This window comes from Kitasatospora sp. NPDC089509, from assembly GCF_044749365.1.
In the GTDB taxonomy this organism is placed as follows: domain Bacteria; phylum Actinomycetota; class Actinomycetes; order Streptomycetales; family Streptomycetaceae; genus Kitasatospora.
On the sequence record NZ_JBIVHS010000031.1, the window covers coordinates 16,108 to 29,866 of the forward strand.

The following is a 13,759-nucleotide window of genomic DNA, read 5'->3' on the forward strand; positions in this document are numbered from 1 at the left end:
CCCTAGCCACGGGGGAACTGCGGTGCGCCCGGCGGGCGGCGGGTCACACTGCCGCCCGCTTCGGCGTGCCCCCGCGACCGCCGGGTGGCCGAGGAACACGCACCCGCGCGACGGAGCCTTGACGGGCCGACCGGCGCACGGAACAGCGGCGAACCGGCACCCGTAACGGCAGCGGACCCGCACCCGGAACGACCGCGACGGACGGCAACCGGCAGAACGTGTGCGAAACCGGCGCCGACCGCCAACTCCCGTGGCACCATCGGCCCCAGGGGGCGGGCGACGGACGAGGAGCGCAGGGTGGCGGGCGACGGGTTCGATGTCGTGGTGGTCGGTGGCGGGATCGTCGGACTGGCCACGGCCCATGCCCTGACCGGGGCGCGGGCCGGGCTGCGAGTGGCGGTGCTGGAGAAGGAGAACGGCTTCGCGGCGCACCAGACCGGGCGCAACAGCGGGGTGATCCACAGCGGCGTGTACTACCGCCCCGGCTCGTACAAGGCCCGCTTCGCCGTCGAGGGCGCCGCCGAGATGGTGGCGTTCTGCCGGGAGCACGGCATCCCGCACGAGGTCACCGGCAAGCTGATCGTGGCCACCGACGACACCGAACTGCCCCGGCTGGCGGCGCTGGCCGAGCGCGGGCGGGCGAACGGCATCCCGGTCACCGAGCTGGACCGGGCCGGGATCGCCCGCTACGAGCCGGAGGTGGTCGGACGGGCCGGGCTGCACGTCGGCACGACCGGCATCTGCGACTTCCCGGCGGTCGCCACCACGTACGCCCGGCTGGCCAAGGAGGCGGGCGCCGAACTGCGGACCGGCACCGAGGTGCGGACGGTCGCCCGGCGCCGGGACGGCCTGACGGTCGGCACCACCGGCGGGGAGCTGCGCTGCCGGGTGCTGGTGAACTGCGCCGGGCTGCACAGCGACCGGATCGCCCGGTTGGCCGGGGACGACCCGGGCGTGCGGATCGTGCCGTTCCGCGGCGAGTACTACGAACTGACCGAGAAGCGGCGGGACTTGGTGCGCGGACTGGTCTACCCGGTGCCCGATCCGGCCTTCCCCTTCCTCGGCGTGCACCTCACCCGGGGCATCCACGGGGACGTCCACGTCGGCCCGAACGCGGTGCCCGCGCTGGCCCGCGAGGGGTACGACTGGCGCACCGTCCACCCGCGCGACCTGGCCGGGACGCTGGCCTTCCCCGGCACCTGGCGGATCCTGCGCCGGCACTGGCGGTACGAGGTCGGCGAGCTGCACCGCTCACTGTCCAAGCGGGCGTTCACCACCGCCGTCCAGCGGCTGCTGCCCGCGGTGACCGCCGCCGACCTGGTGCCGGCCACCGCCGGGGTACGGGCCCAGGCGGTGGCCCGGGACGGCTCGCTGCTGGACGACTTCGCCTTCGCCGGCTTCGACCCCGCGGACCCGCGCTCCCCGCGCCGCACCGTGCACGTGCTGAACGCCCCCTCCCCCGCCGCGACGGCCTCGCTGCCGATCGGCCGCGAGGTGGCCCGCCGGGCCCTGGCCGCGCTGGAGGCCGGCGGGTGAGCCCGACCCGCCGGGACCGGGGCGGATGAGCCCCGTCACACACCCCTGCGGGCGCCCCGGGCGGCCCCGTAGACTCGGGTGATTGTGACTGCCACCGCCCCGATCCCCCAGCAATCGCCGTCCGCCCGGCTGTCCGCGGCGCCGGCCGCCTACCCCGCGCCGATGTACCCGCACAAGGCCACCGAGGAGCAGCACCGGGAGCAGCGCATCCGCAGCTTCCAGCCGCGCCGGGGCCGGATGACCAACGCCCAGGCGGGCGCCCTGGACCGGAGCTGGGAGACGTACGGCGTGCCGATCGACGGCACCCCGCTCGACCTGGGGGACCTGTTCGCCGGCCGGCCGGTCACCCTGGAGATCGGCTTCGGCATGGGCGAGACCACCGCCACGATGGCCGCCGCCGACCCGTCGATGGGCATCCTGGCCGCCGACGTGCACACCCCCGGCCACGGCAACCTGCTCGGCATGCTGGAGCGCGACGGTTCGCAGAACGTCCGGCTGGCCGCCGGCGACGCCGTCATCCTGCTGCGCGACATGCTGTCGGACGCCTCGCTGGCCGGGCTGCGGGTCTACTTCGCCGACCCGTGGCCCAAGCCCAAGCACCACAAGCGCCGGCTGATCCAGCCGGCCTTCCTCGACCTGGTGCTGCCCCGGCTCGCCCCGGGCGCCCTGGTGCACTGCGCGACCGACTGGGAGCACTACGCCGAGCAGATGCTGACCGTGCTGTCCGCCTCGCCGGAGCTGGAGAACCTGCACCCGGAGGGTGACGGGACCGGCTGGCTGGAGCCCGCGGACCACCCGGACGGCAGCGTCCCCGGCTACGCGCCGCGCCCGGACTGGCGTCCGGTCACCAAGTTCGAGCGGGCCGGCCTCGCCAAGGGCCACGTGGTGCACGACCTGCTGTTCCGCCGCCGCTGACCCCTGACGGCCGTTCGAACGGGCCGCGCCGGCCCGACCGTGCGGCCGTACCCCGCACGAACGGTTCGTCCCGAGTCCTCCCGACGGGCCGCCCCCGTGGCCTACCCTGAGCCGCATGGGCAGCCCGTCCGGCGGCGGCCGGGGAGCCTGGCTGGGACGGGCCACCGTCCACCGCGCCGCCGACGCACCGGGGACGGTCCCGCGCACCGGAGACACCCGGACCATCCCGGGGCCCCGGAGGCGCCGGGCCGACCGGCTGCTGCTCCGGCCGCACGACGCGCCGCCGTCCTCCGCCACCACCGCCCCCACCACCCGCACCGTGCCGGGCACCCCGGACCGCGGCCGCTCGACGGCGCTCTCCTCCGTCACCACGACCGCCGTGCTGACCCTGGTCGGCTGCGGGGCGCTGATCCTGCACCTGGTCCAGCGGCAGACCGGCACCGTCGGACTGCTGGTCGGGCTGGGCCTGGCGATGGTGCCGCTGCCCTTCGTGCTGGGCGGCCTGGCCTGGCTCAACCTGACCGCCCGGGTGCCGTTGCGGCACACCGTGTTCTGCCTCGGCTGGGGCGCCTGCGCGGCCACCACGGTCGCGATCCTCGCCAACAACTGGACCGCCGACTACCTGACCACCCACCAGGGCGCGCTCGGCGGGCTGCTCGGCACCGGGATCGCCACCCCGGTGATCGAGGAGAGCGCCAAGGCCACCGCCCTGCTGGTGCTGCTGCTGCCGCTCGGCCGACGGCTGCGCTGCCACGGCCGCCGCTCCGGCCGCCCCTGCGCGCCGCTGCTGCACCGCTCGCCCGCGCCCCGGCGCGCCCGCCCGTACCCGCGCCGCCCGGCCGGGCCGCACGCCCGCGGCCGACTGCGGCTGCGCCCCTACCTGCGGCCGCTGCCGTACCTGTGCCCGGCCCCGCCCGGCCCGGGCGCCCCGCACCGCCGCTCCCGGCCGCGCACCCTGGCCGCCGGGATGGTGCTGGGCGGGATGACCGCCTGCGGCTTCGCCTTCACCGAGAACGCCCTCTACCTGGGGCGGGCCTTCACCACCGACCAGCGCAACCGGCTGGACAGCATCGGCCTGGGCGACCCGCCCAGCCTGCGCGACTTCGACGGCACCGTGCAGACCTTCGTGCTGCGCGCCCTGCTCTCCCCCTTCGCCCACCCGCTGTTCACCGCGCTCACCGGGATCGGCCTGGCCGTCGCCCTGACCACCGGGCGGCGCTGGCTGGCCCGGCTGGCCGCACCGACCGGGCTGCTGCTCGCGATGGCGCTGCACGGCACCTGGAACGCGGCCGCCGACCTGGGGACGGACGGCTTCCTGGTGGTGTACGGGGTGCTGATGGTGCCCTGCTTCGTGGCGCTGGTCGGCTTCGCGCTCTGGGCCGGATCCCGGGCTGCGGGGCACCCCGGACGGCGCGGACGGAGTCCCGCGCGGGGGTAGCCCGGGGCGGTCCGGAGAACGGATTTCCCATCTCGGCGACTTCCACGTATTGTTGTGTTCACCGACGCGGGGTGGAGCAGCTCGGTAGCTCGCTGGGCTCATAACCCAGAGGTCGCAGGTTCAAATCCTGTCCCCGCTACTCAGTAGCCGAAAGACCCGGAGGATCCGTCCTCCGGGTCTTTCGCGTTCCCGGGCACGGGCGGAGCACGGTCCCGCCACAAAGCGGTAACGGCTCCCCGTTCCAAGATCTCTTGTCCTAGCGCTCCCCCATACTGAGGAAAAATTCATCCAAGTGGGGGGCGGCCGGGCCGTGCCCTGGACAAGGAACGACCTGATGCTGTCGAAGCGCCTGGCGAGCACCGCCGCGATCTGCCTCCTGCTGGGAGCCGGCACGGCCGCCTGTGGCGACAACAAGGACTCGGACAAGGCCGCCGCGCCTGCGGCCACCTCCGCCGCCGCGGCCCCCGCGACTCCGTCCGCCACGCCGACGCCGACCAAGGCCACGCTGGACACCGACAAGCTGACTGCAACCGACATCAAGACGCAGGCCAAGGACGCCCTGGCCTCCGCCACCGCGCTCAAGCTGTCCGGCACCATGGCCGACACCGACGGCAAGATGGAGATCAACCTGGCGATGGACAACAAGGGCCAGTGCACTGGCACCATGTCCATGCCGGGCATGGGCAAGGTGGAGATCATCCGCGACGGCAAGAACATCTACATGAAGCCGGACACGGCCTTCTGGACCGTCATCGGCGGCCCCAACGGCGCCAAGGTCGCCGAGCTCTTCAAGGGCCGCTACCTGACCGGCCTCGACAAGGACCCGCAGATGAAGTCGATGACCTCGCTGTGCGACCTCTCCGACTTCGGCAAGCAGATCGTCGAGGGCGGCGACAAGGCCGGCGGCACGCCGGAGAAGGGCACCGCCGGCACCACCAACGGCGTGAAGACCTTCAGCCTCAAGGTCACCAACTCCAAGGGCGAGAAGGGCACCATCTACGTCGCCACGGAGGGCAAGCCCTACCCGGTCCGGATCGAGACCGCCCCGGGCAAGGACGGCACGACCCAGATCGACCTCTCGGACTTCGACAAGCCGCTCACCGTCCAGGCCCCTCCGGCCGACAACACCATCGACTTCACCAAGTTCCAGGAGCAGGCGAAGACCGCCTGAGCGGCCCCCTCGAATAATCCGTTGCACTCCCGACAGGGGGCTGCCTACAGTGGCGGCACACTGAAGGGAGGTGATCCTGAATTGAGTTCCATCAGGATGCGTGAGGTGGCTGCTCGCTAGAGCCGCCCCTGCCTGCGCAGGGTGAGGCCCCTGGCCTCCGGCAGGCGAAATCCATAGCAGTCACCCGGCCCGCGGGCTCACCGGAACATCCCCGGTGCCTCGGCGCCAGGCCAGTGCACGGGCCGGCGTCGAGGAGCAGCCCGCGGGTCGTCTGCGTTTCCGGAGCCTTTTCCGGAGCCATTTCCGCAGGCCTTCCCGTGAGCTTCCCGCAGGCCCTTCCCCGGACCGTCCCGTCGTAGCGGCGGCGCCCCCGGCTCGTTCCCGTGGTGGGACCCCGGCGCTAGAGTCGGCGCGGACACAGGGGGTGGGCGATGGCGAGGACGCGTCGACGGGCCGGCACGTCGGTCCTGCTGCGCAGGGCGCAGTGGACGGCGGCCGGGGTGCTGACCGGCACCGGGCTGCTGGGGCTGCTGCTGTTCGCGCTCGGCCGGGAGCACGCCTGGCAGGCGCTCGGCGGCGGCCTGGTGATCGCCGGGGCCTCCACGGTGCTCGGCGGCGCGCTGGGCTTCCTGTTCGGGGTGCCCCGGGTGCGGAGCGGCTCCGGCGAGCCGCAGGGGTCGTACGCGCCGAACACCAATCTGGAGCAGGTCTCCGACTGGCTGACCAAGGTGCTGTTGGGCGTCGGGCTGACCCAGCTCGGCTCGCTCGGCGAGCGGCTGCACCAGCTGGGTACGGCGCTGGCGCCCGCGCTGGGCGGCGCGGACGCCTCGGTGCCGTTCGCGGCCGCGCTGGTGCTCTACTTCCTGGTGCTCGGCTTCCTGGCCGGCTGGCTGGTCACCCGGCTGGCGCTGCCGCGGGTGCTGACCGAGACCGACGAGGCGCTGGACCTCTTCCTGGCCGGGCAGGACCGCGACCGGCGGGGCGACAAGGTGGGCGCGGACGACCTGCGGATGCGCGCCATGCAGCAGCTCGGCGTGCTCGGCGGCAGTGCCGACCGGCCCGCCGCGCTGGCCGCGCAGTTGCCGCCCGCGCTGGGCACCCCGGCCGGGCCGGACGGCGTGGTGGCGGAGGTCCGCTCGACCGCGAAGCGTTCGGCGCTGACCGCCGAGCAGGTGCGCGGCCTGTTCGCGGACGGTTCCGAGGGCTGCCGGATCCAGGCGCTCGCCCTGATGCAGGGCGACCCCGCGCTGGCGGACCTGCCGAGCGTGCTGGACGCGATCGAGCACCCGCGCTCGGGCTTCGAGCAGTACCACGCGCTGCTGGCCGCCCGCGGCCTGCTCTCCCGGCTGCCCGACGACGGGGCGCAGCGGCTGCGGAACGCGGTGGCGGCGCAGTTGGTCGACCCGCAGGGGATTCCGTACGGGTCGGACCGCAGCTGGCTGGCGGAGAAGATCCTCTCCCGGCTGCCGGCGGCGAGCGTGGCCGTCCCGGCGCAGGCGGCGCCCGTCGTCCCCGCGCAGCCGAGCCCCCCGCCGTCGAACTCCTAGGGCCGGACGGGGCCTAGACCGTGAAGCGCAGTTCGGGCTGCGACCAGGGCGTCTTGGGCTGCGGCGGGCGGGTGCCGGTGCGCTCGGCACCCACCTGGAGGTAGAAGCCCTCGGCGGGCGGGTGCGAGACGACCTTGACCGCCGCGATCCCGGCCGTCCTGGCGCGGTCGAGCATGTCCGCGATCAACGCCCGTCCGACGCCCAGCCCTTGGGCGTCGTCGGCGACGAACATCAGGTCCAGTTCGGCCGGTTCGTGGATCAGCGCGTAGAAGCCGAGCAGTCGGTCGTCGCCCTCGTCGACGGCCATCCGCACCTCGTGGCGCTCGACGTAGTCGGGCGCCACGGCGTAGCCCTCGATCATCGCGAAGTACCTGCCCCGGTAGGCGCTGGAGGCCTGGATCAGTGCGGTGAGCCGGTCGGCGTCGGCGGGCTCGGCGGGCCGGATCGTGGTCTCGCTCATGCGAGTGAGTATAGGGGCACACCCGCCTAGTGACTATTACAATTTGCTGAACGGCGGGGGCCCCGGCGGTCGGCGGCCCGCAGCACCAGGACCCGCCGGGTGCGGCCGTCCCGGTGCGGCACCCGGAGTACCTCGCTGGCGATCCGGCGCTCGCCGAGCGCGTACCGCAGCCGGTCGAGGTGGGTGCAGCGCCGGCCCCGGCCGTCGTTCAGCGGCTGGACCCGCACCTCCCCGCCCTCGGCCGTCACCCGGACCAACTCGGCCAGGGCGGCCAACTGGCGCTCCGGGTCGAACAGTTCGGGGTAGGCGAAGATCAGGTGACTGCTCAGGGTGAGCGCGAAGACGCCGTCCGCGAAGGGCAGCCGGGGCAGCGCGGCGGCCAGGTAGCGCTGGGGGTGGGCGGCCGCGTCGGCGGTGAACAGCCGGCGGGCGCGGTCCCAGCTGCGCAGGTAGCGCTCCGGACGGAACGGGCGGTCCGGGCGGGACGAGGGGTACAGCTGGGGGCGGGCGGCCATCGCGACGGCCATCGCCGCCCGGGCGGCCAGCGCCCGGGCCGTGAGCTCGGGCGGCGGCAGCGCGTACGCCGGGTCCACCGCGATCACCCGGCAGCCCAGCTCGCGGGCCTCGGCGGCCAGGCCCGCCGCGCCGCCCGGGCAGTCCAGCAGCGGGCCGGGCAGGGCGGCGAGGCCGGCCCGGGTCAGGCCGAACAGGGCGCAGTACTCGTCCAGCGGACGGGAGGTGACCAGGACGTCCGGGTCCGCTCCGGGGGCGGTGATCACCCGGTCATCCGAACACGGGCCCGTCCCGCCCGCATCCGGAGCACGGACGGGACGGGACGGGGCTTGAAGGGACAGGAGGTCGCTCAGCCGCCGAGCAGGCCCCGGGCGGCGGCCCGGTTGACGTTGGTCAGACCGCGGACCAGCCACGGCGTCAGGAAGACCAGCAGCACCCCGGCCACCGAGAACGCGGCGATCTGCCCGGCGCCCTCGATGTAGTAGGCGTGCCGGACGTGGTGGCTGTCGGTGAAGTCGAACAGCTGGTAGCCGCGCCAGGAGGTGTAGCGCGGGAACACCCAGTGGTAGAGCGGGTAGAGCGCCATCGCCCAGCCCAGCAGCAGGAACACCAGCGTCATGGTGAAGCTGAAGATCGCCCAGGGGAACATCACCACCTGGTGCAGCACGGCCTTCCAGCCCGCCCCGTCGGCCAGCCGCGCGGTGACCGCGCCCCAGCCGCCCTCCCGCACCTGGCGCACCGGCGCCGGGCCGGGCACGTCCAGGCCGAGCATCCCGCGCACCCGGGCCCGCTCGGCCCGGCCCATGCCCCGGGCGGCGCTGGTCAGGCCGGCCAGCACCGGCAGGCCGAGGACGGTGACGACGGTGCCGAGGCCGAAGCAGAACAGGATGATCGAGACGGCGAAGCCGACGATCGCCACCGGCAGCCCGGCGAGCACGTAGCCGACCTCGCGGTAGTAGTACCCGGAGAACGGCGCCCGCCAGAAGCCCGGCGGCTGCGCGGTGCGGCGGGCCCGGGCCGGACCCGTTCGCTCCTCGCCGTAACCGCCCGGGACGTCCCGCTCGCGACCCAGCGTGCTTCCGCTGCTGCTCATCTCCCGGCTCACGGCCCCTCGTACTCGCGTTCCCGACCACTCGCTGACGTGTTCAAGTCTGGCCCGGGCCCGGCCCGGCAAACATCCGGCGGACCGGCGGACCGGGGGTGGGGTTAACCCCCCGGCCGTGGCTACCGGGCCGGCGGGCCGGACCACTCGTCGGCGAGCAGCGAGTACTGGTACGAGTCGCTCCAGACGCCGCCCTTGTACAGGTCGTGCCGGACGTGCCCCTCCAACTGGAAGCCGAGCCGGGTGAGCACCTTGGCCGAGGCGGCGTTGTCCACGTCGACCCGGGCGGCCAGCCGGTGCAGGCCGAGCACGTCGAAGGAGAACCCGCAGAGCAGTCCGGCGATCTCACCCGCGTAGCCCAGGCCCCAGACCGGGCGGCTCAGCACGTAGCCGAGGCGGGCGGAGCGGTAGGTGCCGAGGGTGAGGCTGGCGTGCGCGACCGGCACCGCCTCCGCCGGGTCCTCGGCGTCCTCCCGCCGGACCACGGCGAGCCGGTAGGTGTCCCGCGACTCGGCCATCGCCTCCTCCAGGTAGAGCTCGATCTGGTCGGCGCAGGTCTCCCGGTCGCGCGGCTCGAAGGGCAGGTAGCGGGTCACCTCCGGGTCGCCGAACAGCGCGTGCAGCGCGTCCACTTCCTCCGGGGTGTGGTGGTACTCGCGGATGGCCAACCGGGGACCGGTGAGTCGCACGGGGATCATGGCTGCCGACCCTACCCGCGCCCGGCGGTTACCGTTTCGAACATGAACGACGAAGACCTGCGGCTCGCCCCGCGCACCAGGGCCGCCGACCTGCTCGCCTGGGCGGCCGGAGAGGACCGGGCGCCGGTGGCCGAGGAGCCGCTGCGCACGGTGCTCGCGCTGCTGGAACTGGGCGACGGCAGGATGCACGACGGCTGGCCCGAACTGACCTCCGCCGCGGTGGAGCACCTGCTGTACGAGCGGCTCCACCTCTACGTCCAGCCCGCACCGGAACAGGACCCGCTGGCCTACGGCGAGGCGGTGCGGCTGCTGGTCGACCACCAGCGGGCCGCGAAGCGGCTCAACGCCAAGCGGCAGGAGCGGCTGCACGCCGAGGCCGAGTGGCAGGGCGAGGTGGCGGTCGGGCTGCTGCACCGCGCCGACCTGGTGACCTGGCCCCGGCTGTACGCGGTGCTGCTGCACGCGCACGACGTGGACGTGACGGACCCGGCGGCCGTCCGGGACTGGCTGGCGGGCTTCGCCGGGCTGACCGAGGAGGAGCGCCTGGCCGGGTACCAGGCGCTGACGCCGACCGGCTGGCTGGACGATCCGGACGAGCAGGGCTGGTGGGCGCCGGGCCGGGTGCTGTCGGTCGGCATGGCCACCGACGGCGCGCGGCGGCTGCTGGAGCAGGGCCTGATGCGGCGCAGCTACCGCAACCTGGCCGAGCTGAACGCGCTGGGGCGGCCGATGCCGGACGAACTGACCGGGGGCTTCGAGGAGTTCGAGGAGGCGGCGGCCGAGGCGGCGCTCGACCTGCTCGGCGAGTGGACGGTGCCCGGGCTGCCGCGGCTGCTGGTCGAGGAGTTCCCGGAGCTCGCGCCGGAGCCGGGGACGGCGGAGATCGACGCGTACCTGGCGCAGCTGCCGGCGGAGTGAGGTGCCGCGAAGGCCCCGGACGCGCGTGCGTGCGTACGTCCCGGGCCTTCGGCTACGGGTTCGCCGGCTGCCGACCGCCGACTGTCGACCGCCGACTGCTACGGGTTCACCGGGTCACGGGTTGAGGCCGTGCTGCTGGAGCCAGGGCTCCGGGTCGACCGGGGCGCCGCCGCCGGGGCGGACCTCCAGGTGCAGGTGCGGGCCGGTCACGTTGCCGGTCGCGCCGACCTTGCCGATCTGCTGGCCGGCGGTCACCTTGCCGGAGCCCTTGATGATCGAGGAGAGGTGGCAGTACCAGATCTCGGTGCCGTCGGGCAGGGTCTCGACGATCCGGTAGCCGTACGCGCCGGACCAGCCGGCCGAGGTGATGGTGCCCTGGCCGACCGCGTGGACCGCGGTGCCGGTGTCGGCGGCGAAGTCCAGGCCGGTGTGCAGGTGGGCCCAGTAGCGGGCGCTCTGGCCGTAGTGGGCGGAGAGGCTGTAGTCCTTCACCGGCAGGGTGAGGGCGGCGGCCTTGACCCGCTCGGCCTCCTCGGCGGCGCGCTTGGCCTCCGCCTCCTTGGCGGCGGCCTTGGCCTCCGCCTCCTGCGCGGCCTGCACGCGGGCGGTCTCCTCGGCGGCGGTGCGCTGGCCGTCGGCCTGCTGCTGGATCCGGGCGGCGAGCGCCAGGCCGGGGTCGGCGGCCAGGGCGACCGGGATCTCGTCCTGGGCCTCGATGGCGGGCGCGGCGGCCGGGGTCGCGGAGGCGAAGCCGGTGGCGCCCAGGGTGGCGGCGACGGCGGTGACGCCGAGCAGCGGGGAGGCTCCGCGGGTCTGACGCGGCATCCGGTGGCGGTTGGCCTCGGCCTCCGGTGCGAGCGCCTCGGGGCTGTCCGGGACGGGGTGGTCGAGGAGCTGGGTACCGGCTGCGGGGCCGGCCGGGTGTGCCGGGGTGTGCGTCGACGCCACGGGGGCGCGCTCCTTTCCTTCCTTCGCGCCTACCGGGTTAGCTGACGGGTTCGGAGCAGGAAGGTCTCCTACGGCCGGGCCGGGGCCCCGCCGATTCACCCCAAGGAACGTGGTTCCCCGGCTCCCTGACCTGCCCGGAGGCCGGTCGGCGGGATTAGGCGACGGCGCACGGTGCCGTCTGGGTACGGCGTTGACGACCGCGCTGCGTTATCAAACGTTAATCCTAGGAGGCTCTGATTCCAAGCCATCCGTCCGGGACGGCTGTGGACCAGGTGATCGGACGTCAACGAACGACCCTTCAACCAACCGGCCCCATCTGAGTACTCCTACTCATGTGCGATCCGGCCGGACGCCCGCATCCTGACGCCATGAGCGCACCGATGCAGTCACGCACCACGGCCGCGTACTACGCCCAGGCCGTCCTCTCCTTCGCCATCTCGGCCGTGGCCCTCGCCGCCGGGATCGCCTACCTGCCCGTCGGCGGCTGGACCCGGGCCTTCCTCGGGATCGGCCTCCTCTACACCGTCACCTCCTCGTTCACGCTCGCCAAGGTGATCCGGGACCGGCAGGAGTCCACGGACACCGTCGCCCGGGTCGACCAGGCCCGGCTGGAGAAGCTGCTCAGCGAGCACGACCCGTTCCGGGTCGAGGGGCCCTGAGCGGGGGTCCCGAGCGAGGCCCTGAACGGGGTCGCCCGGGGCTGTCGGAGGCTTTCGCGGGGGCTTGACGGCTAAGGCTATTAGCCTTAGCTTTATGGCTATCGGCAGCAACGGGCGAGCCAGCGGAGGCCCACCATGAACGGCACCACCACCCCGAGCACCCAGTACCTCGACGTCACCGGCGGCCGGCTCGCGTACGACGACACCCGGCAGGGCGACGGCACCCCCGTCGTCCTGCTCCCCGGCATGCTCGACTCCCGCCGCGCCTACCGGCACCTGCACCCGCTGCTCACCGCGGCCGGGCACCGGGTCATCACCATGGACGTGCGCGGCTTCGGCGAGTCCTCGATCGCCTGGGACGACTACAGCCCCGCCGCCGTCGCCACCGACGTGCTCGCCCTGCTCGACCACCTCGGCATCGAACGGGCCGTCCTGGTCGGCCAGTCCTACACCGGGGCGACCGTCGTCAAGCTCGCCGGGGACGCCCCCCAGCGGGTCGCCGGGATCGCGCTGATCGACGCCTTCGTCGAGCACCGGGCCAACGCCCTGATGAAGGGCGTCATGGTCGTGATGGGCGCCGCGCTGGTCCGGTGGCCCGGCGTCTGGGGCTACTACCTCCGCAAGATGGCCTTCCCCGGCCCCCGCCCCGCCGACCTCGACGGCTACATGGACGGGCTGGTCGCCGCCCTGCACACCCCCGGCCGCCGGACCGCCACCCGAGGCCACGTCACCGGCGACTCCGCGCCGATCGGCTGGTGCGCGGCCGTCCGCTGCCCCGCCCTGGTGCTGATGGGCAGCAAGGACCCCGACTTCCCGAAGCCCGAGGCCGTCGCCGACCTCCAGGCCGAGAAGCTCGGCGCGCGGAAGGTCATGATCGAGGGGTCCGGGCACTACCCGATGGCCGACAACCCGCGGGCCGTCGCCGACGCCCTGCTGCCCTTCCTCGCCGAACTCGCCTGACCCCTCGCCTGACCCCTCGCCTGACCCCTCGCCCCCCGGAGAGACCACCACCATGCCCCGCGTAGGACTGACCCCCGAGCAGGTCGTCGACCACGCCCTCGCGCTCATCGACGACCAGGGCACCGAAGCCCTCACCCTCGCCTCCGTCGCCGCCCGCGCCGGGGTCGCCACCCCCTCGCTGTACAAGCACGTCAGCGGCGGGCTCGCCGAACTGCGGCGGCTCATCGCCGTCCGGGTCACCGAGGAACTCGCCGACCGACTGGCCGAAGCCGCCGTCGGCCGCAGCGGGGACGACGCGGTCACCGCCGTCCTGCGCGCCTACCAGGCCTACGCCACCCGCCACCCGCACCGCTACACCGCCCTCCCCCAGGCCCCGCAGCCGGACGAGGACCTCACCCGCGCCGCCACCCGCCTGGTCGGCGTCATCATCGCCGTCCTCCGCGGCTACGGCCTCGACGGCTCCGAGGCGATCCACGCGGCCCGCACCGTCCGCTCCCTCGCCCACGGCTTCGCCTCGCTGTCCATCACCGGCGCCTTCCAACTCACCGAGGACCTCACCACCACCCACGACCGCCTCATCACCACCCTCACCACGGGCCTCCACGCCTGGCCCCGGCCGGCGAACGACTAGCAACCCCCAGCCCCGGCCCTGGCAGCGGGCCCGAGCACGAGAAGTCGGCCGAGCCGACTTCCAGCGGCAGGCAGCAACAACCCCCACCGGCCCGGAGAACCACCTCGCGAGGCGGACAACACGAGAAGTCGGCCCCGTCGACTTCTCACGCCGGCCAGCCCTTCTCGGAACCCCGCCACCGACCGGAACGCCCACCCAAGGGAGCCGTACAGCCCTCCCCTCCGCACAGGAGACTCGGGCTCGCACGAGAAGTCGGCCGAGCC

General features: G+C 74.1%; 14 protein-coding genes, 1 tRNA gene and 1 riboswitch. Of the genes, 10 read left to right on the forward strand and 5 right to left on the reverse strand.

Features of this window, described 5'->3' with window-relative positions; genetic code table 11:
* The first annotated feature begins 297 nt into the window (after positions 1-297).
* The 6 genes from lhgO (at position 298) to ACIP4P_RS39290 (ending at position 6,607) form a co-directional block, all read left to right on the forward strand.
* Positions 298-1,536, forward strand: a complete 1,239-nt coding sequence (lhgO, locus tag ACIP4P_RS39265; RefSeq protein WP_400927513.1) for an L-2-hydroxyglutarate oxidase — start codon at positions 298-300, stop codon at positions 1,534-1,536.
* Between the two features lie 84 nt (positions 1,537-1,620).
* Complete coding sequence (trmB, locus tag ACIP4P_RS39270; protein ID WP_400927516.1) at positions 1,621-2,451, forward strand: tRNA (guanosine(46)-N7)-methyltransferase TrmB; 831 nt, start codon at positions 1,621-1,623, stop codon at positions 2,449-2,451.
* 115 nt (positions 2,452-2,566) lie between these two features.
* Positions 2,567-3,889, forward strand: coding sequence for a PrsW family intramembrane metalloprotease (locus ACIP4P_RS39275; RefSeq protein WP_400927518.1), 1,323 nt, complete (start codon positions 2,567-2,569; stop codon positions 3,887-3,889).
* Between the two features lie 65 nt (positions 3,890-3,954).
* Positions 3,955-4,028 (forward strand) — tRNA-Met (locus ACIP4P_RS39280).
* A 195-nt stretch (positions 4,029-4,223) separates the two neighbouring features.
* On the forward strand, positions 4,224-5,060 hold the full coding sequence (locus ACIP4P_RS39285; RefSeq protein ID WP_400927521.1) for a hypothetical protein: 837 nt from the start codon (positions 4,224-4,226) through the stop codon (positions 5,058-5,060).
* 431 nt (positions 5,061-5,491) lie between these two features.
* The gene (locus ACIP4P_RS39290; protein WP_400927523.1) at positions 5,492-6,607 is read left to right on the forward strand and encodes a hypothetical protein; all 1,116 of its coding nucleotides are present in this window, start codon (positions 5,492-5,494) and stop codon (positions 6,605-6,607) included.
* 13 nt (positions 6,608-6,620) lie between these two features.
* Here the strand turns inward: ACIP4P_RS39290 and ACIP4P_RS39295 are convergent, their stop codons facing one another.
* From ACIP4P_RS39295 to ACIP4P_RS39310, 4 genes are all read right to left on the reverse strand, one after another.
* Complete coding sequence (locus tag ACIP4P_RS39295; protein WP_350513569.1) at positions 6,621-7,067, reverse strand: GNAT family N-acetyltransferase; 447 nt, start codon at positions 7,065-7,067, stop codon at positions 6,621-6,623.
* A 26-nt stretch (positions 7,068-7,093) separates the two neighbouring features.
* Positions 7,094-7,846 (reverse strand): class I SAM-dependent methyltransferase, encoded by a 753-nt coding sequence (locus tag ACIP4P_RS39300; RefSeq protein ID WP_400927528.1) that lies wholly within the window; start codon positions 7,844-7,846, stop codon positions 7,094-7,096.
* A gap of 83 nt (positions 7,847-7,929) precedes the next feature.
* Positions 7,930-8,673, reverse strand: a complete 744-nt coding sequence (locus tag ACIP4P_RS39305) for a sensor domain-containing protein (RefSeq protein ID WP_400927531.1) — start codon at positions 8,671-8,673, stop codon at positions 7,930-7,932.
* Positions 8,674-8,804: 131 nt separating this feature from the next.
* Positions 8,805-9,380, reverse strand: coding sequence for a GNAT family N-acetyltransferase (locus ACIP4P_RS39310; protein WP_400927534.1), 576 nt, complete (start codon positions 9,378-9,380; stop codon positions 8,805-8,807).
* 42 nt (positions 9,381-9,422) lie between these two features.
* Between ACIP4P_RS39310 and ACIP4P_RS39315 the strand changes: the two genes are divergently transcribed.
* The gene (locus ACIP4P_RS39315) at positions 9,423-10,298 is read left to right on the forward strand and encodes a hypothetical protein (protein WP_400927537.1); all 876 of its coding nucleotides are present in this window, start codon (positions 9,423-9,425) and stop codon (positions 10,296-10,298) included.
* A gap of 114 nt (positions 10,299-10,412) precedes the next feature.
* Here the strand turns inward: ACIP4P_RS39315 and ACIP4P_RS39320 are convergent, their stop codons facing one another.
* Positions 10,413-11,246, reverse strand: a complete 834-nt coding sequence (locus tag ACIP4P_RS39320) for a M23 family metallopeptidase (RefSeq protein WP_350513564.1) — start codon at positions 11,244-11,246, stop codon at positions 10,413-10,415.
* A 12-nt stretch (positions 11,247-11,258) separates the two neighbouring features.
* Positions 11,259-11,417, reverse strand: a riboswitch (cyclic di-AMP (ydaO/yuaA leader).
* A 197-nt stretch (positions 11,418-11,614) separates the two neighbouring features.
* Here ACIP4P_RS39320 and ACIP4P_RS39325 point away from each other — a divergent pair.
* The 3 genes from ACIP4P_RS39325 (at position 11,615) to ACIP4P_RS39335 (ending at position 13,496) form a co-directional block, all read left to right on the forward strand.
* Positions 11,615-11,905, forward strand: coding sequence for a YiaA/YiaB family inner membrane protein (locus ACIP4P_RS39325; protein WP_350513563.1), 291 nt, complete (start codon positions 11,615-11,617; stop codon positions 11,903-11,905).
* 135 nt (positions 11,906-12,040) lie between these two features.
* Positions 12,041-12,865 carry an alpha/beta fold hydrolase gene (locus ACIP4P_RS39330; RefSeq protein ID WP_400927542.1) on the forward strand — a complete coding sequence of 275 codons (825 nt, stop codon included), beginning with the start codon at positions 12,041-12,043 and terminating at the stop codon, positions 12,863-12,865.
* Between the two features lie 52 nt (positions 12,866-12,917).
* Positions 12,918-13,496, forward strand: a complete 579-nt coding sequence (locus ACIP4P_RS39335) for a TetR/AcrR family transcriptional regulator (protein WP_400927545.1) — start codon at positions 12,918-12,920, stop codon at positions 13,494-13,496.
* Positions 13,497-13,759: the final 263 nt, after the last annotated feature.